The organism is Bacillus sp. C-3-6 (assembly GCF_054509685.1).
The window spans coordinates 3,504,788-3,526,497 of the sequence record NZ_CM137247.1; the positions used below are offsets into that span (position 1 = coordinate 3,504,788).

Here is a 21,710-nt window from a genome sequence, read left to right on the forward strand (position 1 = left end):
TATCAAGGCTTTTTCATTTCACAAATTATATAAAACTTACATTTATCTGATAATATTTTTCTATGATATCACTACTTGTTATTAATTATTGGCTTTTATGTGGCTGTTTTTCATTTTGCAACCATATAAAATTGTAATAATAGGGAATTAAAAAACCCTTGATACGAGTTGTATCAAGGGTTCAAGCCTCTTAGTATAGAGACATATATTGATCGCGTTCCCATTGGTGAACTTGTGTTCTAAAGATATCCCACTCAATCTCTTTCGCTTCGATGAAGTGCTCAAGTAAGTGTTCTCCTAGTGCACCGCATACTACTTCATTAGATTGTAATGTAACTAACGCTTGCGCTAATGTTGCTGGTAAGTCAACGATACCTGCTTCTTCGCGCTCTTCTTTTGTCATTACATAGATGTTACGGTCTACTGCAGCTGGTGGAGTTAATTTGTTTTTAATTCCATCAAGACCTGCAGCTAATAATGTAGCCATTACTAAATATGGGTTTGCAGCTGGGTCAACACTACGTACTTCTACGCGTGTACTAATACCACGAGATGCAGGGATACGTACTAACGGGCTACGGTTTTGTGCAGACCATGCTACGTAACAAGGCGCTTCATATCCAGGTACTAGACGTTTATATGAGTTTACAGTTGGATTTGCTATCGCTGTAAATGCTGGTGCATGTTTTAAAATACCTGCGATGAAGTGACGAGCATCATCACTTAGTTGTAAGTCACCGTTTGCATCAAAGAATACGTTCTCACCATTTTTAAATAATGATAAGTTACAGTGCATACCTGAACCGTTCACACCGTATAGTGGTTTCGGCATAAATGTTGCGTGTAAACCATGTTTACGAGCAATTGTTTTTACAACAAGTTTGAATGTTTGAATGTCATCACATGAGCGAATTGCATTTGCATATTTAAAGTCAATTTCATGCTGCCCTGGAGCAACCTCATGGTGAGATGCTTCAATTTCAAATCCCATTTCTTCAAGTTCAAGAACGATATCACGACGACAGTTTTCCCCTAGATCCATCGGCGCAAGGTCGAAGTATCCACCGTTATCGTTTAATTCTAATGTTGGATTTCCTTTTTCATCAACCTTAAATAGGAAGAATTCTGGCTCTGGTCCAAGATTGAAGTCTGAAAATCCTAAAGCTTCCATTTCTTTTAACACACGTTTTAAGTTGTTACGTGGGTCTCCATCAAATGGAGTGCCATCTGCATTGTAAATATCACAGATTAGTCGAGCTACTTTACCTTTTTCAGCTGTCCAAGGGAAAATTACCCAAGTGTCTAAATCAGGATATAAATACATATCAGATTCTTCAATACGTACGAAACCTTCAATCGAAGATCCATCAAACATCATTTTGTTATCAAGAGCTTTCGTTAATTGTCTCACTGGAATCTCTACGTTTTTAATTACCCCTAAAAGGTCCGTAAATTGTAAACGGATATACTTTACATTCTCTTCTTTCGCCAAACGGAAAATATCTTCTTTTGTGTATCTAGACATTATAAATTCCTCCTTAGTCCCTCTAATCGCCTTCAGAATCAGTTATCTTTAGTGAAAAAATCTTGAAATGTCACCTTGTCGCAATGAAGTTCGATTGAATCTACCTGTATGTTGTAGTTCATCTCGAAGTATTTTGCGAAGCTCAGTTTTTGAAATTTCTTTCGTTTCTTCTTTTACTTTCACTGCTTCTGTTTGATTTTCTTTCATTAGTAACACTTGCTTAATACCAGCCATATTCAAGCCTTGATCTAACAAATCTTTAATCTCTAACAACTTATCTACATCGTTAAATGAAAATAATCTACGATTCCCCTTTGTACGGGTTGGAGAAACAAGATTATGCTCTTCATAGTAGCGAATTTGACGTGCAGACAATTGTGTTAAATCCATAACAATACCAATTGGAAACAGCGGGGCAGAACGTCTATCTTCTTTCATTTTTCAGTTCCTCCTTCGCCTTAACTGCTTCTCATTTTATAACATGTTATGTTTAGTGTCAATAGATGTTAGCTTTTCTTACATGATTTTTTTATAAATTTTTTCATTCTTTTTTCTAATCGCATAAATCGTTACTTTTATACGAAAAAAGCTGCCGATATCGACAGCTCCCCTTTAAGAAATTGTTAATAAATTCTTTTCAATCAATTCATCAATCGCAGAACAAATCGCAATTTTAACATGCGAATACGTTAATCCACCTTGCACATATGCAACATACGGTGGTCTAATCGGACCATCAGCAGACAATTCAATACTTGCACCTTGAATAAATGTTCCCGCCGCCATAATTACATCATCTTCATAACCTGGCATATAGTTTGCATACGGAGTAAAATGCGAATTAATTGGAGATGCATATTGAATCGCTTGACAGAAGGCAACCATACGGTCTTTATCATCAAATTGAACAGATTGAATTAAGTCTGTTCTTGGTGCATTCCACGCTGGTGACGTGTTCATTCCTAACTTTTCTAAAAACGCAGCTGTAAAAATTGCACCTTTCAGCGCTTGTCCTGCAACATGTGGCGCTAAGAAGAACCCTTGATACATTTCTTGCAGACTGTATAAAGACGCTCCAGCTTCCGCACCAATTCCCGGAGATGTTAAACGATATGCACACGCTTCAACATACTGTTCTTTACCGACAATGTAACCACCAGTTTTTACAATTCCCCCGCCTGGGTTTTTAATAAGCGAACCCGCCATTAAATCTGCACCAACATGACACGGCTCTTGCTCTTCAATAAACTCCCCATAACAATTATCTACAAACACAACAACATCAGGTTTAATTTCTTTAACAAACGCGATCATCTCTTTAATTTGAGAAATAGTAAACGATGGACGAGTAGCATAACCTTTCGAGCGCTGAATACCGATCATTTTCGTATTACTATGAATCGCTGCTGCAACAGCTTCAAAATCAACAAGCCCACCTTCAGTTAGCGGAACTGCATTGTAACCAATATTATATTCTTTAAATGAACCTACACCTTTCCCACGCACACCAACGATTTCCTCTAACGTATCATACGGTTTCCCAGTAATGTACAATAACTCATCTCCTGGACGTAAAATACCGAATAACGCTGTAGAAATAGCGTGAGTACCTGAAATAATTTGCGGACGAACAAGTCCAGCTTCCGCCCCAAATACATCAGCATACACTTTTTCTAACGTATCACGGCCAATATCATCATAACCATAACCTGTCGTCGGGATAAAATGCGAGTCACTAATTTTATGTTTACGAAAACTTTCTAATACACGAAACTGATTACTTTCAATTACTTCATCCGCACGTTTATGTACTTCTGTAATCTGATTCTCTACTTCTTTTACGATTGGAGCAATTTTTTCTCCATTTTTCAAACGATCAAACATTTTTATTTTCTCCTTCTTCCACTAAAAATCTCTTTAATTGCACATTAAGCGATGAATGCGTAAAAATATACCCTGCACAATCATATACAAATTTATCTTCCAGAAACTCCATCTTTGCTAATAGCGTTTCCGTCTTTAAAAGCGTTAATAACTTACCTTCACTCGGAGGGATTTCTACTCGATAACGATCCATTTCTTTCTTCATTTTCATTTCTATCGCTTCTTTTATACGCAATAAATCACTTTCTTCAAAAGCACTAGTCATTAAGAAATCACTTTTCGGAAACGGAATAAAGTTTTGATGTAATTCATCTTTTTTATTATATAACGTAATAATAGGAATATGATTAATTTCAAGTTCTGATAATAATCGTTTTACTGTTTTTTCATGCCCTATGTAGTTAGGATCCGCAGAATCAACTACATGTAAAATAACATCTGCTTCCCCCGCTTCTTCCAGTGTTGAACGAAAAGCAGCAATTAATGAAGTGGGTAAATCTTGTATAAAACCAACAGTATCAGTTAGTAATACTGTATAACCAGAAGGTAAGAGCATCTTCCTCGTCGTTGGGTCTAGTGTTGCAAACAGAAGGTTTTCTTCAAACGTATTAGCTTCCGTTAATCTATTAAACAGTGTCGATTTCCCTGCATTTGTATAGCCTATTAATGAAATTTGAAATACTTTATTGTCTTTTCTTCTCTCACGATATCTTTTTCGGTGTTCCACAACAACTGCAAGTTGTTTCTTTATTTCATCAATACGCGATCGAATATGACGACGATCCGTCTCAAGTTTCGTCTCACCCGGTCCTCTCGTTCCAATACCACCACCAAGACGTGATAAGGACAACCCTTGCCCCATAAGACGTGGCATTGTATATTGCAACTGAGCTAATTCTACTTGAAGCTTACCTTCCCTCGACTTCGCACGTTGCGCAAAAATATCTAGTATTAGTTGCGTTCGATCAATTACTCTCGCATCTAATACTGAGGATAAATTCCGAATTTGACTCGGCGTTAATTCATTATTAAATATAATAACATCCGGCTCTAATTCTTCAGTTAGCATTGTAAGCTCTTCTAATTTCCCTTTACCTATGTAAGTTGCCGGATGAAACTTTGGTCGTTTTTGCGTTGTTGAAACTAACACTTCCGCTCTCGCAGTCTTAGCTAGTGATGCAAGCTCTTTCATGGAATGCATAAATTTTTCATCATCATCTTGCGGCAATTGACAGCCTACTAATATGACTTTTTCTTTTTCTTCCATCAAATATGTTCACTCATCCTTTTCGAAATTTAAACCTTCTAATATAATAGCAGAGGAAGCACATTTCATCTAGTTAGCGGGGGAGAAAATTCATGGCATGGGAGATTTTTAGCATCATAGGCACAATCGCTTTCGCACTAAGCGGAGCCATTGTTGCAATGGAAGAGGATTATGATATTTTCGGGGTGTATATTTTAGGAATGGCAACCGCATTTGGGGGAGGTGCCCTTCGTAATTTATTAATCGGTTATCCGATTGTCGCGTTTTGGCAACAAGACATGTTATTCCAAATCGCACTTTTATCAATGACTATTATTTTTCTTTTTCCAAATAAGTTAATTAGACATTGGAAAAAGTGGGAAAATATCACTGACGCTATCGGCTTATCAGCATTTGCTGTACAAGGAGCATTATATGCTCAAAAATTAAATTTACCAATTAGCGCCACAATCGTGGCAGCTGTTTTAACTGGTATCGGCGGCGGTATCATTCGCGACCTTTTAGCCCGCAGAAAACCTCTCGTTCTTCGAGCTGAAGTATATGCCTTTTGGACAATTTTAGCAGGTTTCTTAATTGGCGCTCAAATTATTGTTAGCGATTGGGCCCTTTACATTTTATTCATTTTAATTGTTTGCTTCCGCATGGTTTCTATTCATTACAAATGGCATTTACCGCACAGACGTATCGAAACGAAAGAACGTTCAATGCATAAATAGCAATCTAACCTCTTTACATATCGTAAAGAGGTTTTTCTTTTCTAACGATTTTTTCTTTATATAATGTTTATACTAATTTTTAAAGTGAGGTGAATACAAATGACAAACCACGTTAATAAAGGAGCTCAAAAAAGTTCAGTAAACCAATTTGGACACGACCCTAATTCAGCACACGAAAAGAGCGCTAAAATGGAACGCTTCCATAAAGCGCACCAAGAAAAAGCAAAAAAAGAGTAAACGAACTTATACACAAAAATAGACGCACAGTTTATGTACTGTGCGTCTCCTCTTCGAGCATCAAATCCATACTCGATATTCCAATTAAATCATTTTTATCATACGTATCTTCTTGCAACAACCGCATCGCCTGTGTACGAATTGATTTTTCAACAATATTCCGTACATACCGCCCATTACTAAACGATGTAATTTGCGACGAATACTTCACCGCATGTAAATGATCCCTAAATTTCCATTCAGCTTCTTTTGATAACTGATATTCACGATCTTCATACATTCTCTTTCCAATTTCCAATAGCTGATTTACCGAGTAATCCGCAAATTCAATAATAAATGGAAAACGAGATTGCAGCCCTGGATTTAATGAAAGAAAGTGATTCATCTCTCTTGAATATCCAGCTAAAATCAATACAAAACCATGTTGTTTATCTTCCATATGTTTTACAAGCGTATCAATTGCTTCTTTTCCAAAGTCCTTCTCTCCTCCTCGAGCTAAAGAATACGCCTCATCAATAAACAAAATACCTCCCATTGCTTTTTTTATTAAGTCTCTTGTTTTTTGAGCTGTATGGCCGATGTACTCTCCTACAAGATCAGCACGTTCAGCTTCAACCAAGTGGCCTTTCGATAGAATATTCATCTCAAACAGCAATTTTCCTATCATTCTAGCAACAGTCGTCTTCCCTGTACCCGGATTCCCTTTAAACAGCATATGAAGCACTTGCTTCTCAGACTTCAATCCCTTCTCTTGTCTTTTTTTATTCACATAAATCCAAGCATATATTTCTTTTATTATCTTTTTTATATCATCCATCCCAACAAGCTTCCCCATCTCTTCTTCAATTCTCTGCAGCATTTCATGTTTAATTGTAGTTTCATTTGAAATTACCGTTTTATTTTCTGCGGCTGGCAAAGAAATTTTCTTTCGATGGTTTAACACAATATTAATTTGATTGTTGTTTTTCTTTCGCATCGATTGTTCCATACAATCACCTCATTTTATCCCGCTATTTGCGAGCAGTAAGACTCCCACCTCGACATTCAGCAAACGTTTGGTATTTAAGCGGGAGATAACCGCCCGTAAATGCCCGATTGGTTCAACTAATAATCGCAGAGGATGAACAAAATCCCCACTGATTATAGTTTCACTTTATCCACTCACCAAATATTATTATTCCTGTCCCCCTTGTAAATGCCTATTTTCAGAAAAGTTTGCTATAATATAAGAAATAATTAAGGTGGTGGGACTATGGAGACAACGGAATTCCATGATACAATACAAGCCTTTTCTATTTTTTTATTGAATAAAGGCCGAAAACCCTCAACTATTAAACGTTATGTTTATGACGTTGAAGACTTCGGACATTGGTTAGAAAAAAACAAAAAGCTCCCTTCCAGTAATATATGGGCTACACTTTGTACAAAAGACTACGAAGATTACTTTTCCGATTTAAAAACGAATCGACATTACTCAGAAAAAACGATGCATCGTGTATTTACTGTATTAAATAGAATGCATCACTTTCTAAACATTCCCAATCCATTGAAGAATATGGAAATATCTATTCAACCAGACCGTACACTTCGTAACGAAGATTTCATTTCACCTGATGAAGAAAAAAGATTAAAGTATATAGTCACTTCATTAGAAGGACTTTCAGAAAAACAACTTCCTGTGCGCCCTTTATTAATGGATCGCAATATTGCTATTTTAAATCTATTGATCGACTACGGTTTATCCTTACAGGAACTTACAGCATTAACAATGCATCACGTTCACTTTGAAACTAACACATTGTCAATCCCAGCAACCGCAGGTGTAGAAAGAACAATTACATTAGCAAAAGAAGACAAAAAACAACTATATAATTATTACAAAAGTATCCCAGAACCAGTTCGTCCTAAGTATCATAGTGATGATTCATTGTTTGTCGCATTTGATTTTAACCGCGGAACATACAGGTGGGTATATGAAAATGATGCACCAAAGGCATTAACGGAAATTGCTATACAAAAAATGATTCGCCTCGAAGTGGCTAGAGCCAATTTACGTAAAGGAATTTCAGGACAACATTTTCGTAACACCTATATTTTAAACTTAATAAAAAAAGAAACTCCTGAATCAGAAATTATAAAACTCGCTGGATTCAAATCAAAAATTTCATTAAAGCGATATTATCAATACGCAGAAAATAGAAAAAACGCCTTATTGTAAGGCGTTTTTTCTATTTTTTCTTTAAACAAACGATTTTACTATGACCATTTAACTAATTTCTGCATCTACTATGATGAGTTTCGTTCACATTTTCGTGAGAAAGGAGAGATTTAATGTCTCGTTATAACGACAATCAAAACAAATTCTCCAAACCATGCTTTCCAAGTAGCGCTGGACGAATCCCAAATACTCCATCAATCCCAATTACTAAAGCTCAACTTAGAACATTTCGCGCGATTATTATTGATTTAACAAAAATAATCCCAACACTTTTTGCAAATCCATCTCCCCAAAATATTGAAGATCTAATCGATACATTGAACCTACTAAGTAAATTTATTTGTTCACTAGACGCTACTTCCTCCCTGAAAGCACAAGGGTTAGCTATTATTAAAAACTTAATAACTATATTAAGAAATCCAACCTTTGTAGCAAGCGCTGTATTTATTGAGCTTCAAAATCTCATTAACTATTTACTATACATTACAAAATTATTCCGAATTGACCCTTGCACACTTCAAGAGCTTCTTAAATTAATAGCAGCATTACAAACTGCTCTAGTTAATTCTGCTTCGTTCATTCAAGGACCTACCGGACCTACTGGACCAGCAGGCGCTACTGGTGCTACCGGACCTCGAGGTAACACGGGCGCTACTGGCGCTACCGGTGCCACTGGACCTCGAGGTAACACGGGCACTACTGGTGCCACTGGACCTCAAGGTAACACGGGTGCTACTGGCGTTACCGGTGCCACTGGACCTCGAGGTAACACGGGCGCTACTGGCGCTACCGGTGCCACTGGACCTCGAGGTAACACGGGCGCTACTGGCGCTACCGGTGCCACTGGACCTCGAGGTAACACGGGCGCTACTGGCGCTACCGGACCTCAAGGTAACACGGGCGCTACTGGCGCTACCGGTGCCACTGGACCTCGAGGTAACACGGGCGCTACCGGCGCTACTGGACCTCAAGGTAACACGGGCGCTACTGGCGCTACCGGTGCCACTGGACCTCGAGGTAACACGGGCACTACCGGTGCCACTGGACCTCAAGGTAACACGGGTGCTACTGGCGTTACCGGTGCCACTGGACCTCGAGGTAACACGGGCGCTACTGGCGCTACCGGACCTCAAGGTAACACGGGCGCTACTGGCGCTACCGGTGCCACTGGACCTCGAGGTAACACGGGCGCTACCGGCGCTACTGGACCTCAAGGTAACACGGGCGCTACTGGCGCTACCGGTGCCACTGGACCTCGAGGTAACACGGGCGCTACCGGCGCTACTGGACCTCAAGGTAACACAGGTGCTACCGGCGCTACTGGTACTACTGGACCTCAAGGTGTCCAAGGTAACACAGGTGCTACCGGTGCCACTGGCGCTACTGGTATAGGAGTTACCGGACCTACCGGACCTTCTGGCGGGCCTCCTGGACCTACTGGACCTCAAGGTAACACAGGTGCTACCGGCGCTACTGGACCTCAGGGTGTTCAAGGTAACACAGGTGCTACTGGTGCTACTGGACCTCAAGGTGTTCAAGGTAACACAGGTGCTACTGGTGCCACTGGACCTCAAGGTGCTCAAGGTAACACAGGTGCTACTGGTGCCACTGGACCTCAAGGCGTTCAAGGTAACACAGGTGCTACTGGTGCCACTGGACCTCAAGGTGTTCAAGGTAACACAGGTGCTACTGGTGCCACTGGACCTCAAGGTGCTCAAGGTAACACAGGTGCTACTGGTGCCACTGGACCTCAAGGCGTTCAAGGTAACACAGGTGCTACTGGTGCCACTGGACCTCAAGGTAACACGGGTGCTACTGGACCTCAAGGCGTTCAAGGTAACACAGGTGCTACCGGCGCTACTGGACCTCAAGGTGCTCAAGGACCTGCTGGTGCTACCGGCGCTACTGGACCTCAAGGTGTTCAAGGTAACACAGGTGCTACCGGCGCTACTGGACCTCAAGGCGTTCAAGGTAACACAGGTGCTACTGGTGCCACTGGACCTCAAGGTGCTCAAGGTAACACAGGTGCTACTGGACCTCAAGGCGTTCAAGGTAACACAGGTGCTACTGGTGCCACTGGACCTCAAGGTGTTCAAGGTAACACAGGTGCTACTGGTGCCACTGGACCTCAAGGTGCTCAAGGTAACACAGGTGCTACTGGTGCCACTGGACCTCAAGGCGTTCAAGGTAACACAGGTGCTACTGGCGCTACTGGACCTCGAGGTAACACGGGTGCCACTGGACCTCAAGGTGCTCAAGGTAACACAGGTGCTACTGGACCTCAAGGTGTTCAAGGTAACACAGGTGCTACCGGTGCTACTGGACCTCAAGGCGTTCAAGGTAACACAGGTTCTACCGGCGCTACTGGACCTCAAGGTGCTCAAGGTAACACGGGTGCCACTGGACCTCAAGGTGCTCAAGGTAACACGGGTGCCACTGGACCTCAAGGTGTTCAAGGTAACACAGGTGCTACCGGTGCCACTGGACCTCAAGGTGTTCAAGGTAACACGGGTGCTACTGGTGCTACCGGCGCTACTGGACCTCAAGGTGCTCAAGGTAACACGGGTGCCACTGGACCTCAAGGTGTTCAAGGTAACACAGGTGCCACTGGACCTCAAGGTGTTCAAGGTAACACAGGTGCTACCGGTGCCACTGGACCTCAAGGTGTTCAAGGTAACACAGGTGCTACCGGTGCTACTGGACTTCAAGGTGTTCAAGGTAACACGGGTGCTACTGGACCTCAAGGTGTTCAAGGTAACACAGGTGCTACCGGTGCTACCGGTGCTACTGGACCTCAGGGTGCTCAAGGTAACACAGGTGCTACCGGTGCTACTGGACCTCAAGGTGTTCAAGGTAACACAGGTGCTACCGGTGCTACTGGACCTCAGGGTGCTCAAGGTAACACAGGTGCTACCGGTGCTACTGGACCTCAAGGTGTTCAAGGTAACACAGGTGCTACTGGTGCTACCGGCGCTACTGGACCTCAAGGCGTTCAAGGTAACACAGGTGCTACTGGTGCTACTGGACCTCAGGGTGTTCAAGGTAACACAGGTGCTACCGGCGCTACTGGACCTCAGGGTGTTCAAGGTAACACGGGCGCTACTGGACCTCAAGGTGTTCAAGGTAACACAGGTGCTACTGGTGCTACCGGCGCTACTGGTATAGGAGTTACTGGACCTACTGGACCTTCTGGTGGACCTACCGGACCTACTGGGCCAACTGGACCTAGCTTCCCTATAGCAACAATTGTTGTAACAAACAATATTCAGCAAACAGTACTGCAATTTAATAACTTTATTTTTAGTACTGCAATTAACGTAAACAATATTATCTTCAACGGCACAGATACAGTTACTGTTATTAACGGTGGTATTTATGTAATTAGCGTATCCATTTCTACAACTGCGCCAGGATGCGCTCCACTCGGAGTAGGAATTTCAATTAATGGAGCAGTCGCAACTGATAATTTCTCTTCAAATTTAATAGGCGACTCACTTTCATTTACTACAATCGAAACATTAGCAGCTGGTGCAAGAATTTCTGTTCAATCTACTCTTAATGAGATTACGATCCCTGCGACAGGAAATACTAACATCCGCCTTACTGTATTTAGAATCGCTTAAATTTCATCATATATTGTTTATGACAAATAAAAAAAGAGCGAGGAAACTGAACTGCACCCCAATTGTTAGACACAGTCTAACAATTGGAGGTGCAGTTTTTCTATGGCTAAATTTACAGCTGATGAAAAAATACAAATCGTTCTACGTTATTTGAACGGAAATGAAAGTTATCGAGAAATGGGTAGATCGCTCGGTATAAGTGACACAATCATTTTGAATTGGGTAAACCAATATAAACAGAATGGTCTGGAAGCTTTTCTAAAACGATGTACAAATTACACACAACAATTTAAACTAGACGTACTAAACTTTATGATTGAAAACGGTATGTCCTTATTTGAGACGGCAGCTATCTTTAATATTCCTGCCCCTTCAACGATTTCTGTTTGGAAAAAACAGCTCGAAACACAAGGAATTGATGCCCTTCAATCTAAGAAAAAGGGGCGTCCATCCATGAAAAAAGATTCAAATAAACAATTAAAACAACCTTTAGCTGAAGGGTCAGTCGAAGCACTTGAAGCACGCATTAAACAGCTTGAGATGGAAAATGAGTACTTAAAAAAGTTAAATGCCTTAGTTCAAAACAAGGAAAAATTACAAAACAAGACAAAGCGCAAGTAGTCTATGAATTAAGGCATAAATATTCGGTCAAGGCACTCGTGGAGCTAGCTACTATTCCTCGAAGCACGTATTATGATTTAGTAAAGAAAATGAATCGTCCAGATGTAGATGCCGATTTGAAAGCTGAGATTAAAGCGATTTATGAGGAAAATGAAGGTCGTTATGGTTACCGTCGCATTCGTGATGAATTAACGAATCGTGGCCAGAAAGTGAACCACAAGAAGGTTCAGCGCATTATGAAAGAGCTTGGGTTAAAGTGTGTTGTGCGTATGAAGAAATATAAATCCTATAAAGGAAAAGTCGGTAGAATTGCACCTAATATTTTAGAGCGTAATTTTCATACAGATGCACCGAATCAAAAGTGGGTAACAGACATCACAGAGTTTAAATTGTTTGGAGAAAAACTGTATGTATCACCTGTATTAGATTTGTATAATGGTGAAATTATTACCTATACAATTGGTTCTAGACCGACGTATTCGCTTGTTTCAGGCATGTTAGAGAAAGCATTGGAACGTTTACCTGAAACCCACCAGCTACTGATGCATTCGGATCAAGGATGGCATTATCAAATGAGACAGTACGTCCGGACACTTGAATCAAGAGCTATCGTCCAGAGTATGTCTCGAAAAGGCAACTGTTACGACAACGCAGTAATAGAAAATTTCTTTGGGATTATGAAGTCGGAGTTCCTCTACATAAAAGAATTTGAAAATGTAGAGCACTTTAAAATAGAATTAGAAAAATATATAGATTATTATAATACGAAACGGATTAAGGCAAAATTAAAAATGAGCCCAGTACAATACCGGACTCACTTTTATCAAGCTGCCTAATGAAATAACCGTGTCTAACTTTTAGGGGTCACTTCAAAACTCGCTCTTTTTTTGTTATGTACAATAATTCATTACTATTCTAATTCAATTGAAACATTTTTTTGTGGTACAAATGTAGAAATTGCATGTTTATAAATAAGCTGTTGCTTACCTTCTGTTTCCAGCAGGACTGTAAAATTATCAAATCCTTTAATTAGTCCACGAAGCTGGAAACCATTTAATAAGTACAGCGTAACAAACGTATTTTCTTTACGGAGTTGATTTAAAAACTGATCTTGAATATTGATTGATTGCTTCATGTCGAATCCTCCTCTTTTTCTCTACTTACTATTATTCGACTTTACTTGTAACTTTCCTTCTATGTATCGTAAAATTTCTGACGTTTTTTCACCGTCTGTAACATCAAACCACGTGACATCCATTTTATTACGGAACCACGTTAATTGACGCTTTGCATAACGACGCGAATTCGTCTTTAATTGTGATACCGCATCTTCTAAAGGGGCTCGATTCTCAAAATAATCATAGATTTCTTTATATCCAATCGCTTGAATAGATTGACAATCTCGTATCCCTCTATTATACAGACCTTCTACTTCCTCTAATAGGCCTTGTTCCATCATCAAATCCACTCGTAAGTTAATGCGATCGTATAGCATTTCTCGATCCATTGTCAAGCCAATTAATGAAACATCATAGAGTAACTCTTTTTCTTGTTTCTCAATTTGGTCACTCATTTTTTCACCCGTCGTGTGGAAAATTTCTAACGCCCGAATAACACGTCGTACATTATTTGCATGAATACGCTCCGCACTTTCCGGATCTACTTCTTGCAATTTTTTATGTACATATTCCACACCGCGTTCTAAAGCTAACTTTTCCATTTGCTCTCGGTATATCACATCACCAGCATCATCTGTAAACTGATAATCGAATAAAACAGATTGTATATAAAGACCGGTCCCACCAACTATAATTGGTAATTTACCACGTTCTGTAATTTCTCGAATATGTTTGCGAACACGTTCTTGAAATTCCGCGACAGAAAATGAATCTTCCGGATTTTTTATATCGACCATATAATGTGGAATTCCGTCCATCTCTGCTTGTGTTACCTTTGCAGTTCCAATATCCATCGTTCGATAGATTTGCATGGAATCACCACTAATAATTTCACCGTTCAACGCTTTGGCAAGATCGATACTTAACTTCGTCTTTCCAACAGCTGTTGGTCCAATGATGACAGCAACTTTTTCACGTTGCACTTCTCCCATAGCATTCAACTCTCTTTATGTAATATACTCCATCTATTGATTATACCCAATCTTACCAATTTTAACGGCATGATTGCAAGTTCTTTCATTTCGGTACATGAAATTACATATAAAAAAGAACATAGTTTGTCCAATTCTGCATATACATGATAAAAATAGTTTCGAGAGGATGAGTTAACTATGAAACAATCCACCATCAATTTTTCATCTTTGACAAAAGACCTCATTTTAGCTACTTCTACAAAAGAACAAAATTGTTCACAAGAGGAATTATACTTCGCCCTAAATTGTTTACTACGGGCTTTTCATTCTACTCTCCATGAAACAACATCACATCCAGAAAATAAAAATACAGAATATATACAAACACAATTTTGCAGTGCATATAAAATTATTACAGGTAAAACTATTTATCCCTTTCAATAATCCATAAAAAGCGGCTGCTTACATAATTTCAAGCAACCGCTTTTTATATTAATATCGATAACCTATTGTATAACTTTCACTTTTACAGATTTGCGCCCCCAGCTATTAGCACTACCATCTGAACCGACTAATACATCAATACGATTTCCTTTAATCGCACCACCAGTGTCTCCAGCAATCGCTTCTCCATATCCTTCTACCCATACTTTTGATCCAAGCGGAATTACTTTCGGATCAACAGCAATTACTTTCATATTTGGATTTGCTGTTAAATCATGCCCCATTGCAGTTAATACACGACCACCATACGAACCATTCTCACTCGGATCTGCTGTATATGCCGTCGCTTCTACTGTAATTTCACGACCACCAGTAGGCGCAATTGTTTCAGTAGATTTCGCAACTGGTTTTGCAGCCGGCTTTTCTTTTACCACAGGTTTACTTGATTCTACATTCTTAATAGAATCGTTACTCTTAACAGACTCTTTATTCTTAACTGCTGTATTATTTTTAACCGGCGCTTCTTCTTGAGCTACAACCTCTTTCTTTTCAATTACAGGTGCCGTTCCTGTTAAAAATGGCACGTGAACATATCCGACTTTTCCATTGTAGTCGAATTGTAACCATTCATTTTGAACTTGATTCGTCGTTTCAATCACATCATTTTTATTAAGTTTACCTAAAATTTCAGAATCAGTATTCGCTCCAGCACGAACATTTAATACGCCCGCCGTTACATAATATGTGCTCTTTGTAAAATCAGCACTTACAAACGCTTCCTTACCGTTTAACTTAATTTTTGTCCATCCATTCTCTGTATTTATAACATCTAGTGTATTCCCACTTAACACTTTACCTACAAGCTTTGACTCTACATTTGGGTTTTCTCTAACATTTAATACGTCTGTTGTTACAATTGTTTCCGCTTTAGCAGAACCCGCAAAAATCCCAAGACCAAAAACTGCTGCTGTTGCTATACTTAATAATTTTTTCATGAATAGCCTCCATTTGCTTTGTTTTCGTATTTTCATTATAGCAACAGATTTTTAGAATTTTTAGAAATCACACAATTACAAAGCATTCGTAATATACAATTAACGAGTTGTAACATAAATTTCCATATTAATAAAATGTATTTCTCATACAATCTCCAGTGGTTTTCATATATTTTTCATATACGAGCACAAGAACTTTTTTCCAGAAAAAATTACAGTGTTACTTTTTTGTTACAAAAAATTCACAATTCGTTACATCTTTTACCAAAAAACATCAATATTCCATTGTTAACTTATTTTTTTGTAATAAAAAGAGAGCAGCTACTAAAAGCTACTCTCTTTTTATTTGTTATTGAACTTTCTTTTTCCAAACACCTAGCATAATAGCCGAGACAATTGTTCCAATTAATATAGAGAAAATATATAGTAACGGTTTATTTACTAACGCTATTACAAATAATCCACCATGCGGTGCCGGTAATGTAATTTGGAATAACATAGATAACGCACCTGCAATACTTGAACCAACAACACAACTTACGATTACTCGAACCGGATCTGCAGCTGCAAACGGAATCGCACCTTCTGTAATGAACGATGCTCCCATAATATAATTTGTTAAACCAGATTTACGTTCCGCTTCTGTAAACTTTGATTTAAAGAATGTAGTTGCGAATGCAATCGCAAGTGGCGGTACCATACCACCAGCCATAACTGCTGAGTGCACTCCAAAATTTTGTGCTTCTATTGCAGCAATACCAAACGTAAATGCCGCTTTATTAATTGGACCACCCATATCAATCGCCATCATACCACCTAAAATAAGACCTAGTAATATAGCATTCGTACCATTTAAACCATTTAACCACCCTGTCAACATTTCATTTAATGCTACTACAGGCGGAATTACTACTTTTTGCATTACAACTCCTGTAATCAATAATCCAAAGACTGGATATAACAAAACAGGTTTAATTCCTTCTAATTGTACTGGTAGTCCTGAAAATAATCTTTTCAACCCTAAAACAACGTATCCAGCTAAGAAACCAGCAATTAATCCACCTAAAAATCCAGCATTCGCATTCGCCGCTAAAAATCCACCTACAACACCAGGCATAAAACCAGGACGATCAGCAATAGAGCTTGCAATAAATCCAGCTAAAATTGGTACAAGGAATAAAAATGCACCTGTTTTTCCTCCACCAATTGACATGAACAATTCAGCTAAAGGACCTTCCGCCTTTATACCACCAAACGAAAATGCTAGCGCTATTAAAATCCCGCCACCAACAACGAATGGAAGCATATTACTTACACCGCTCATTAAATGCTTATAAATTCCTAATCCTTTTTCTCTCTCAATACTTTCTGTTTTTCCATCCTCTTTTACACCTTTAAAGATTGGTGCATCTTGTTTGACAGCTCGTTTAAGCAGATTTTCCGTTTTTCTAATCCCATCAGCAACTGGCACTTGAATGACATGTTTACCAGCAAAACGATTCATTTCTACTTGTTTATCTGCCGCAACAATAATAGCTGTTGCACGTTCAATATCCTCTTTCGTCAAACCGTTTTTAATACCTGTTGATCCGTTTGTTTCAACTTTAATCGCTATCCCTAACTCTGCCGCTTTTGCTTTTAAGCTATCCGCCGCCATATATGTGTGAGCGATTCCAGTTGGGCAAGCTGTAACAGCAAGTACGTATGGTTCATTTCCTTCTGGTTTTGCAACTTCAATCTCTTCTTCTTTTTCATTCTCTTTTTCATTCTCTTTTTCATCAAATAGTTGAAGAAGCTCACTTTCATCCTTCGCTTCTAATAGTTGCTTGCGAAATCCTTCATCCATTAATAATGTCGATAAACGAGACAACGTTTCTAAATGAGTATTATTCGCTCCTTCACTTGCAGCAATCATAAAGAATAAGTGTGCCGGTTGTCCATCAAGCGACTCATAATTGATACCGCTTACACTTCTACCAAAACAAATCGATGGTTGTTTAACAGCCTTTGTCTTCGCATGAGGTATTGCAATACCTTCCCCTATTCCAGTCGTACTTTGGGACTCCCGCTTTAAAATAGCTTCTTTAAATTCCGTTTTACTATTTAAACGATTTGCCCCGTTTAATTTCTCAACTAATTCATCTATGACAGCTTCTTTATTTGAAGCTGTCAAATCCATAATGACTGTATCCCTTTTTAATAGTTCTGTAATTTTCATATGTTGCTTCCCCCTATCGCTTAGCTACAATTACTTGCGACAATAATTCTTCTACTTTTTCCTTCTTACATAAATCAGCTGAAAATGCTGTTGCACTCCCTGTTGCAACGCCGTATTGAAATGCCTTTTCAATATCTTTTGTCTGTTCATATTTGCCTACAAACCCTGCAACAAGAGAATCTCCGGCCCCAACTGAATTAATTACAATACCTTTTGGAACAGTCGCTTCATATATACCTTCTGCCGTAAATAATAAAGCTCCCTCTCCAGCCATCGATACGATAACGTGTTTTACACCTTGTTCAATTAATTTTCTTCCATAAGGTAAAACGTCCTCTACTGTTGAAAGCTCCACTCCAAACAACTCACCAAGTTCATGATGGTTTGGCTTAATTAAAAATGGCTTATTTTTAATTACATGTTGCAGTGCACTTCCACTTGCATCTACTACTACACGAATACCTTTTTCAGCTCCAAACGCAGCAATTGATTCGTAAAAAGTACTTGGAATAGAGATCGGTACACTCCCAGCGAGTACAACACAATCTCCAGGTTGCATACTCTCAATTTTTTTCATTAACTGTTCGAACTGCTCTTTTGTTACAATAGGACCTTGGCCATTTAATTCTGTTTCTTCTTTCCCTTTTATTTTCACATTAATGCGAGTATCTTCATCTACTTGGACGAAGTTTGTTGTTACACCTTCCGTCTGTAATACCTCTTTAATAAATTGACCAGTAAATCCACCAGTAAATCCAAGTGCTATATTTTTAACACCTAAACGTTGAAGAACACGAGAAACATTAATTCCTTTTCCTCCAGGAAACTTCATATCTTTCTCCGCTCGATTTATTGTTCCTAAATCAAAAGAAGGAACTTGCACTACATAATCAATAGATGGGTTTAAAGTAACTGTATAGATCATTGTTTATCAGCCTCAATTACATTCGTTTGTTTTTTATATTTTTCTAAATCAATTTCTAAATGGTTTGTAATAATATTTGCATCTTCAACATTTGCAATTTTCGCAAACGCAACTTCTGAAAACTTACTTTCATCAATTAAGAAATATCCTTCGTTTGCTAATGTTAATGCCATTTGTTTTAGGAGCGCTTCTTCTGGATCTGGCGTTGTAAAGCCAAGCTGTTCATGTACACCATTTGCACCTAAAAAACATTTATCAAAGCGATACTTCTGCATACTTTCCTGTGCCATAGCACCGATTAAAGCTTTCGTCCTACTCTTCATCATTCCGCCTAGTAAATACGCACGAATATTATTTTCAACTAAAGCTTCAATATGCATAAGTCCATTCGTAACGACAGTAACATCTTTATTGATTAAAAATGGAATCATTTCAAATGTTGTACTCCCTGCATCTAAATAAATACAATCACCTTGTTCAACAACGCTAGCCGCATAATTAGCAATTTGTTGTTTTATTTGAATGTTTTTGGATGATTTTTCAACCATCGTTGGTTCTTGCCCTTTTCCTGTTAAAACAGCGGCACCACCATGAACTCTTTTTAATAACCTTTGCTTTTCCAATTGTGCTAAATCACGGCGAATTGTCGACTCAGAGCTTTCTGTTCTTTCAACTAATTGCTGTAATTTTACAACTTTCTGTTCTTTTACAAGTTGCAATATCATTTGATGACGTTCAGGAGTTAACATTTTATTCACCTCTTCTTTGATTACAGTATAATGAAAACGGTCACAAAAATCAACCATAAACAATCAAAAATAATCACAAACATTCATAAACGATTATATAAAGCAAAAAAAGAAACCTATTCGATCAAACAATCAAATAGGTTTCTTTTCTAAATTCACTTATAAAGAAGCTTTATATATACTTAGAACATCATCTTTATTTAATTTTTTAAAGTTACCAAATTCACCATACGCCATCGCTTTATTAGCCATTATATCAATTTCATTTTCTCCAATACCGTAATCAGCTAATGTTGCTGGCGCTTCAATTGAAGTCCAAAATTGACGCAGTGCCTCAATTCCTTCTAACGCCACTTCTTTATCTGTTTTTCCATCTGTTTCTATTTCAAATACACGAATAGCGAACTGTTTAAAACGACTTACATTTTCCTCTACAACATGTTTCATCCAGTTAGGGAATAGAATTGCTAAGCCGCCTCCATGCGGTATATCATGAACCGCAGAAACTGCATGCTCAATATTATGAGTTGCCCAGTCACCTCTTACTCCCATCGCTAAAATGCCGTTTAACGCCATAGTACCACAATATAAAATAGTTTCTCTATGCTCATAATTTTCTAAATCACTTAAAAGCTTGGGAGCTGTCTCAATTACTGTTTTTAAAACAGATTCACAATAACGATCTTGTAGTTCTGTATTCGTTCCATGATGGAAATATTGTTCTAATACATGTGACATAATATCTACCATACCATAAATCGTTTGATCTCTCGGCACAGATGCAGTATGAACTGGATCTAAAATTGAAAACTGCGGGAATGTAACTGGGCTTCCCCATCCATACTTTTCATTCGTTTCCCAATTTGTAATTACCGAGCCTGCATTCATTTCAGAACCTGTCGCAGCAAGAGTAAGTACAGTACCAAATGGTAATGCCTCACTAGCAAATGCTTTTTTCGTTACAATATCCCATACATCTCCATCATATTTGCTACCAGCAGCAATCGCTTTCGTACAGTCGATTACACTTCCTCCACCAACTGCTAAAATAAATTCGACTCCATTATCTTTACAAATTTGAATCCCTTTCTTTACAGTTGATACACGAGGATTCGGTTCAACACCCGTCAATTCAAATACTTCTGCATTAATATCCTTTAAAATAGAAATCACATTATCATAAATACCGTTTCTTTTAATACTGCCTCCTCCATATACGAGAAGAACCTTCTTACCAAACTGTGGAATTTCAGTTTTTAACTGTTCTAATTGATCTTTACCGAAAATAAGTTTCGTTGGATTACGAAATACAAAATTTTGCATATTTCTTTACCATCCCTTCTATATGAAAAGCAACTATACTTTTGTATACCATATTTTTTTCATTTCACAAAAAGATTTGCTTAATAAAAAAATCCCAGCCTACAGGCTGAGATTTTTTTATTGATAATAAGGTGAGATCATTAAGTAAACAATAACACCAGATAAACTTACATATAACCAAATCGGCATCGTCCAACGTACAATTTTACGGTGACGTGTTAATTGATTTGTAAAACCAAATACAAGCGCAAACAATGCAAGTGGTACGATAATTGCTGCTAGGATAATATGTGTAATTAAAATGATGAAATACACATATTTAATGAATCCTTCTCCGCCAAAATGTGTTGCCGGTGCTAAGTAATGATACGATAAATACGACACACAAAATAGTAAAGTTGTCGTAAATGCCGCAAGGATGAAACCACGATGCATTTTCACATTCTTTTTAATAATAGAGAATAACGCTGCTAATAAAAATACGAACGTAAAGCTATTAAAAATCGCGTTTAACATTGGTAAAATCGTTACATCAAAATGTACTTCTCCTTCATAGCCAACAGGTCCAAAGAACAAAAATAAAATAATCGCATTTACAATTACAGAAAGCGTTATCACAATAGGAGCATAGCTTTTCTGATTTGTTGATTGATCCACCAAAATGGTCACTCCCTCTTCCTTCAAGTATGTATACATAACCTCACTATTTTAACATATTATTCACAGTGTAAATGTGACAATAGTTTGACACAGCAAGACAAAACAAAGAAAAAAATCCTTCTTAATAAAACTTCTTAAGAAGGATTTTATCGCTTTATTATTCAAATAGCAACGCGATTAATTTTTGTTAAAAAATGTATCGCTATATGCTTG

Annotated in this window: 19 protein-coding genes; 6 read left to right on the forward strand and 13 right to left on the reverse strand. The window is 38.4% G+C overall.

The features are described 5' to 3' along the window. Nucleotides 1-190: 190 nt before the first annotated feature. From glnA to hflX, 4 genes are all read right to left on the reverse strand, one after another. The gene (gene glnA, locus ACW0JX_RS17915; RefSeq protein WP_000092763.1) at nucleotides 191-1,525 is read right to left on the reverse strand and encodes a type I glutamate--ammonia ligase; all 1,335 of its coding nucleotides are present in this window, start codon (nucleotides 1,523-1,525) and stop codon (nucleotides 191-193) included. A 48-nt stretch (nucleotides 1,526-1,573) separates the two neighbouring features. After that, nucleotides 1,574-1,963, reverse strand: a complete 390-nt coding sequence (gene glnR / locus ACW0JX_RS17920; RefSeq protein ID WP_000656783.1) for a transcriptional repressor GlnR — start codon at nucleotides 1,961-1,963, stop codon at nucleotides 1,574-1,576. A gap of 174 nt (nucleotides 1,964-2,137) precedes the next feature. Then, nucleotides 2,138-3,409: a methionine gamma-lyase family protein gene (locus ACW0JX_RS17925; RefSeq protein WP_000460282.1), complete on the reverse strand. Its 1,272-nt coding sequence runs from the start codon at nucleotides 3,407-3,409 to the stop codon at nucleotides 2,138-2,140. Then, nucleotides 3,402-4,676, reverse strand: coding sequence for a GTPase HflX (hflX, locus tag ACW0JX_RS17930; protein ID WP_141240992.1), 1,275 nt, complete (start codon nucleotides 4,674-4,676; stop codon nucleotides 3,402-3,404). Before hflX ends, ACW0JX_RS17925 begins: the two co-directional genes overlap by 8 nt. A gap of 92 nt (nucleotides 4,677-4,768) precedes the next feature. Between hflX and ACW0JX_RS17935 the strand changes: the two genes are divergently transcribed. Continuing rightward, nucleotides 4,769-5,392 carry a trimeric intracellular cation channel family protein gene (locus tag ACW0JX_RS17935; protein WP_000312267.1) on the forward strand — a complete coding sequence of 208 codons (624 nt, stop codon included), beginning with the start codon at nucleotides 4,769-4,771 and terminating at the stop codon, nucleotides 5,390-5,392. 99 nt (nucleotides 5,393-5,491) lie between these two features. Continuing rightward, nucleotides 5,492-5,629 carry a hypothetical protein gene (locus ACW0JX_RS17940; RefSeq protein ID WP_000181505.1) on the forward strand — a complete coding sequence of 46 codons (138 nt, stop codon included), beginning with the start codon at nucleotides 5,492-5,494 and terminating at the stop codon, nucleotides 5,627-5,629. 31 nt (nucleotides 5,630-5,660) lie between these two features. Here the strand turns inward: ACW0JX_RS17940 and spoVK are convergent, their stop codons facing one another. Beyond that, nucleotides 5,661-6,617 (reverse strand): stage V sporulation protein K, encoded by a 957-nt coding sequence (gene spoVK, locus ACW0JX_RS17945; protein WP_000438177.1) that lies wholly within the window; start codon nucleotides 6,615-6,617, stop codon nucleotides 5,661-5,663. Nucleotides 6,618-6,881: 264 nt separating this feature from the next. On the opposite strand from spoVK, the gene ACW0JX_RS17950 reads away from it, so the two are divergent. The 3 genes from ACW0JX_RS17950 to ACW0JX_RS17960 all read left to right on the forward strand — a co-directional run bounded on the left by ACW0JX_RS17950 (nucleotide 6,882) and on the right by ACW0JX_RS17960 (nucleotide 12,927). Then, nucleotides 6,882-7,847, forward strand: coding sequence for a tyrosine-type recombinase/integrase (locus ACW0JX_RS17950; protein ID WP_000450330.1), 966 nt, complete (start codon nucleotides 6,882-6,884; stop codon nucleotides 7,845-7,847). A gap of 113 nt (nucleotides 7,848-7,960) precedes the next feature. After that, nucleotides 7,961-11,470, forward strand: a complete 3,510-nt coding sequence (locus ACW0JX_RS17955; protein WP_459244984.1) for a Gly-Xaa-Xaa repeat protein — start codon at nucleotides 7,961-7,963, stop codon at nucleotides 11,468-11,470. 102 nt (nucleotides 11,471-11,572) lie between these two features. Next, a protein-coding gene (locus tag ACW0JX_RS17960; protein WP_098257060.1) for an IS3 family transposase occupies nucleotides 11,573-12,927 on the forward strand; the annotation gives its coding sequence in 2 pieces (ribosomal slippage) (nucleotides 11,573-12,026 and nucleotides 12,026-12,927; 1,356 coding nt in all). Nucleotides 12,928-13,001: 74 nt separating this feature from the next. On the opposite strand, the gene hfq is transcribed toward ACW0JX_RS17960, so the two are convergent. Together hfq and miaA are read right to left on the reverse strand one after the other, a co-directional pair. Next, nucleotides 13,002-13,226 (reverse strand): RNA chaperone Hfq, encoded by a 225-nt coding sequence (gene hfq, locus ACW0JX_RS17965; RefSeq protein WP_000813896.1) that lies wholly within the window; start codon nucleotides 13,224-13,226, stop codon nucleotides 13,002-13,004. A gap of 21 nt (nucleotides 13,227-13,247) precedes the next feature. Next, a complete protein-coding gene (miaA, locus tag ACW0JX_RS17970) occupies nucleotides 13,248-14,201 on the reverse strand; it encodes a tRNA (adenosine(37)-N6)-dimethylallyltransferase MiaA (protein ID WP_000504953.1) in 954 nt (317 codons plus the stop codon). A gap of 180 nt (nucleotides 14,202-14,381) precedes the next feature. Between miaA and ACW0JX_RS17975 the strand changes: the two genes are divergently transcribed. Beyond that, on the forward strand, nucleotides 14,382-14,627 hold the full coding sequence (locus ACW0JX_RS17975) for a hypothetical protein (RefSeq protein ID WP_000814431.1): 246 nt from the start codon (nucleotides 14,382-14,384) through the stop codon (nucleotides 14,625-14,627). A gap of 62 nt (nucleotides 14,628-14,689) precedes the next feature. Here ACW0JX_RS17975 and entD read toward each other — a convergent pair whose 3' ends face one another. The 6 genes from entD to ACW0JX_RS18005 all read right to left on the reverse strand — a co-directional run bounded on the left by entD (nucleotide 14,690) and on the right by ACW0JX_RS18005 (nucleotide 21,497). Beyond that, nucleotides 14,690-15,622 (reverse strand): cell wall-binding protein EntD, encoded by a 933-nt coding sequence (entD, locus tag ACW0JX_RS17980; protein ID WP_098976894.1) that lies wholly within the window; start codon nucleotides 15,620-15,622, stop codon nucleotides 14,690-14,692. A 349-nt stretch (nucleotides 15,623-15,971) separates the two neighbouring features. Further along, on the reverse strand, nucleotides 15,972-17,840 hold the full coding sequence (locus ACW0JX_RS17985; protein WP_095690313.1) for a PTS fructose transporter subunit IIABC: 1,869 nt from the start codon (nucleotides 17,838-17,840) through the stop codon (nucleotides 15,972-15,974). Between the two features lie 13 nt (nucleotides 17,841-17,853). After that, a complete protein-coding gene (gene pfkB, locus ACW0JX_RS17990; protein ID WP_089171634.1) occupies nucleotides 17,854-18,765 on the reverse strand; it encodes a 1-phosphofructokinase in 912 nt (303 codons plus the stop codon). Beyond that, entirely contained in the window at nucleotides 18,762-19,514 is a 753-nt protein-coding gene (locus ACW0JX_RS17995; protein WP_000957288.1) for a DeoR/GlpR family DNA-binding transcription regulator, read from the reverse strand. The genes pfkB and ACW0JX_RS17995 overlap by 4 nt, the downstream gene beginning before the upstream one ends. Before the next feature lie 159 nt (nucleotides 19,515-19,673). Next, entirely contained in the window at nucleotides 19,674-20,837 is a 1,164-nt protein-coding gene (locus tag ACW0JX_RS18000) for an iron-containing alcohol dehydrogenase (RefSeq protein ID WP_089171635.1), read from the reverse strand. A gap of 117 nt (nucleotides 20,838-20,954) precedes the next feature. Further along, nucleotides 20,955-21,497, reverse strand: coding sequence for a DUF420 domain-containing protein (locus ACW0JX_RS18005; protein WP_000228315.1), 543 nt, complete (start codon nucleotides 21,495-21,497; stop codon nucleotides 20,955-20,957). Between the last annotated feature and the right edge of the window lie 213 nt (nucleotides 21,498-21,710).

Bases quoted from the DNA above. Each gene is read 5' to 3' on its own strand.
- ACW0JX_RS17975 (WP_000814431.1), top strand. From the start codon at position 14,382: ATGAAACAATCCACCATCAATTTTTCATCTTTGACAAAAGACCTCATT.
- ACW0JX_RS17935 (WP_000312267.1), top strand. From the start codon at position 4,769: ATGGCATGGGAGATTTTTAGCATCATAGGCACAATCGCTTTCGCACTA.
- miaA (WP_000504953.1), bottom strand. From the start codon at position 14,201: ATGGGAGAAGTGCAACGTGAAAAAGTTGCTGTCATCATTGGACCAACA.
- entD (WP_098976894.1), bottom strand. From the start codon at position 15,622: ATGAAAAAATTATTAAGTATAGCAACAGCAGCAGTTTTTGGTCTTGGG.
- ACW0JX_RS17950 (WP_000450330.1), top strand. From the start codon at position 6,882: ATGGAGACAACGGAATTCCATGATACAATACAAGCCTTTTCTATTTTT.
- ACW0JX_RS18000 (WP_089171635.1), bottom strand. From the start codon at position 20,837: ATGCAAAATTTTGTATTTCGTAATCCAACGAAACTTATTTTCGGTAAA.
- ACW0JX_RS17995 (WP_000957288.1), bottom strand. From the start codon at position 19,514: ATGTTAACTCCTGAACGTCATCAAATGATATTGCAACTTGTAAAAGAA.
- ACW0JX_RS17985 (WP_095690313.1), bottom strand. From the start codon at position 17,840: ATGAAAATTACAGAACTATTAAAAAGGGATACAGTCATTATGGATTTG.
- spoVK (WP_000438177.1), bottom strand. From the start codon at position 6,617: ATGGAACAATCGATGCGAAAGAAAAACAACAATCAAATTAATATTGTG.
- ACW0JX_RS17925 (WP_000460282.1), bottom strand. From the start codon at position 3,409: ATGTTTGATCGTTTGAAAAATGGAGAAAAAATTGCTCCAATCGTAAAA.
- ACW0JX_RS17955 (WP_459244984.1), top strand. From the start codon at position 7,961: ATGTCTCGTTATAACGACAATCAAAACAAATTCTCCAAACCATGCTTT.
- hflX (WP_141240992.1), bottom strand. From the start codon at position 4,676: ATGGAAGAAAAAGAAAAAGTCATATTAGTAGGCTGTCAATTGCCGCAA.
- hfq (WP_000813896.1), bottom strand. From the start codon at position 13,226: ATGAAGCAATCAATCAATATTCAAGATCAGTTTTTAAATCAACTCCGT.
- glnR (WP_000656783.1), bottom strand. From the start codon at position 1,963: ATGAAAGAAGATAGACGTTCTGCCCCGCTGTTTCCAATTGGTATTGTT.
- pfkB (WP_089171634.1), bottom strand. From the start codon at position 18,765: ATGATCTATACAGTTACTTTAAACCCATCTATTGATTATGTAGTGCAA.
- glnA (WP_000092763.1), bottom strand. From the start codon at position 1,525: ATGTCTAGATACACAAAAGAAGATATTTTCCGTTTGGCGAAAGAAGAG.
- ACW0JX_RS17940 (WP_000181505.1), top strand. From the start codon at position 5,492: ATGACAAACCACGTTAATAAAGGAGCTCAAAAAAGTTCAGTAAACCAA.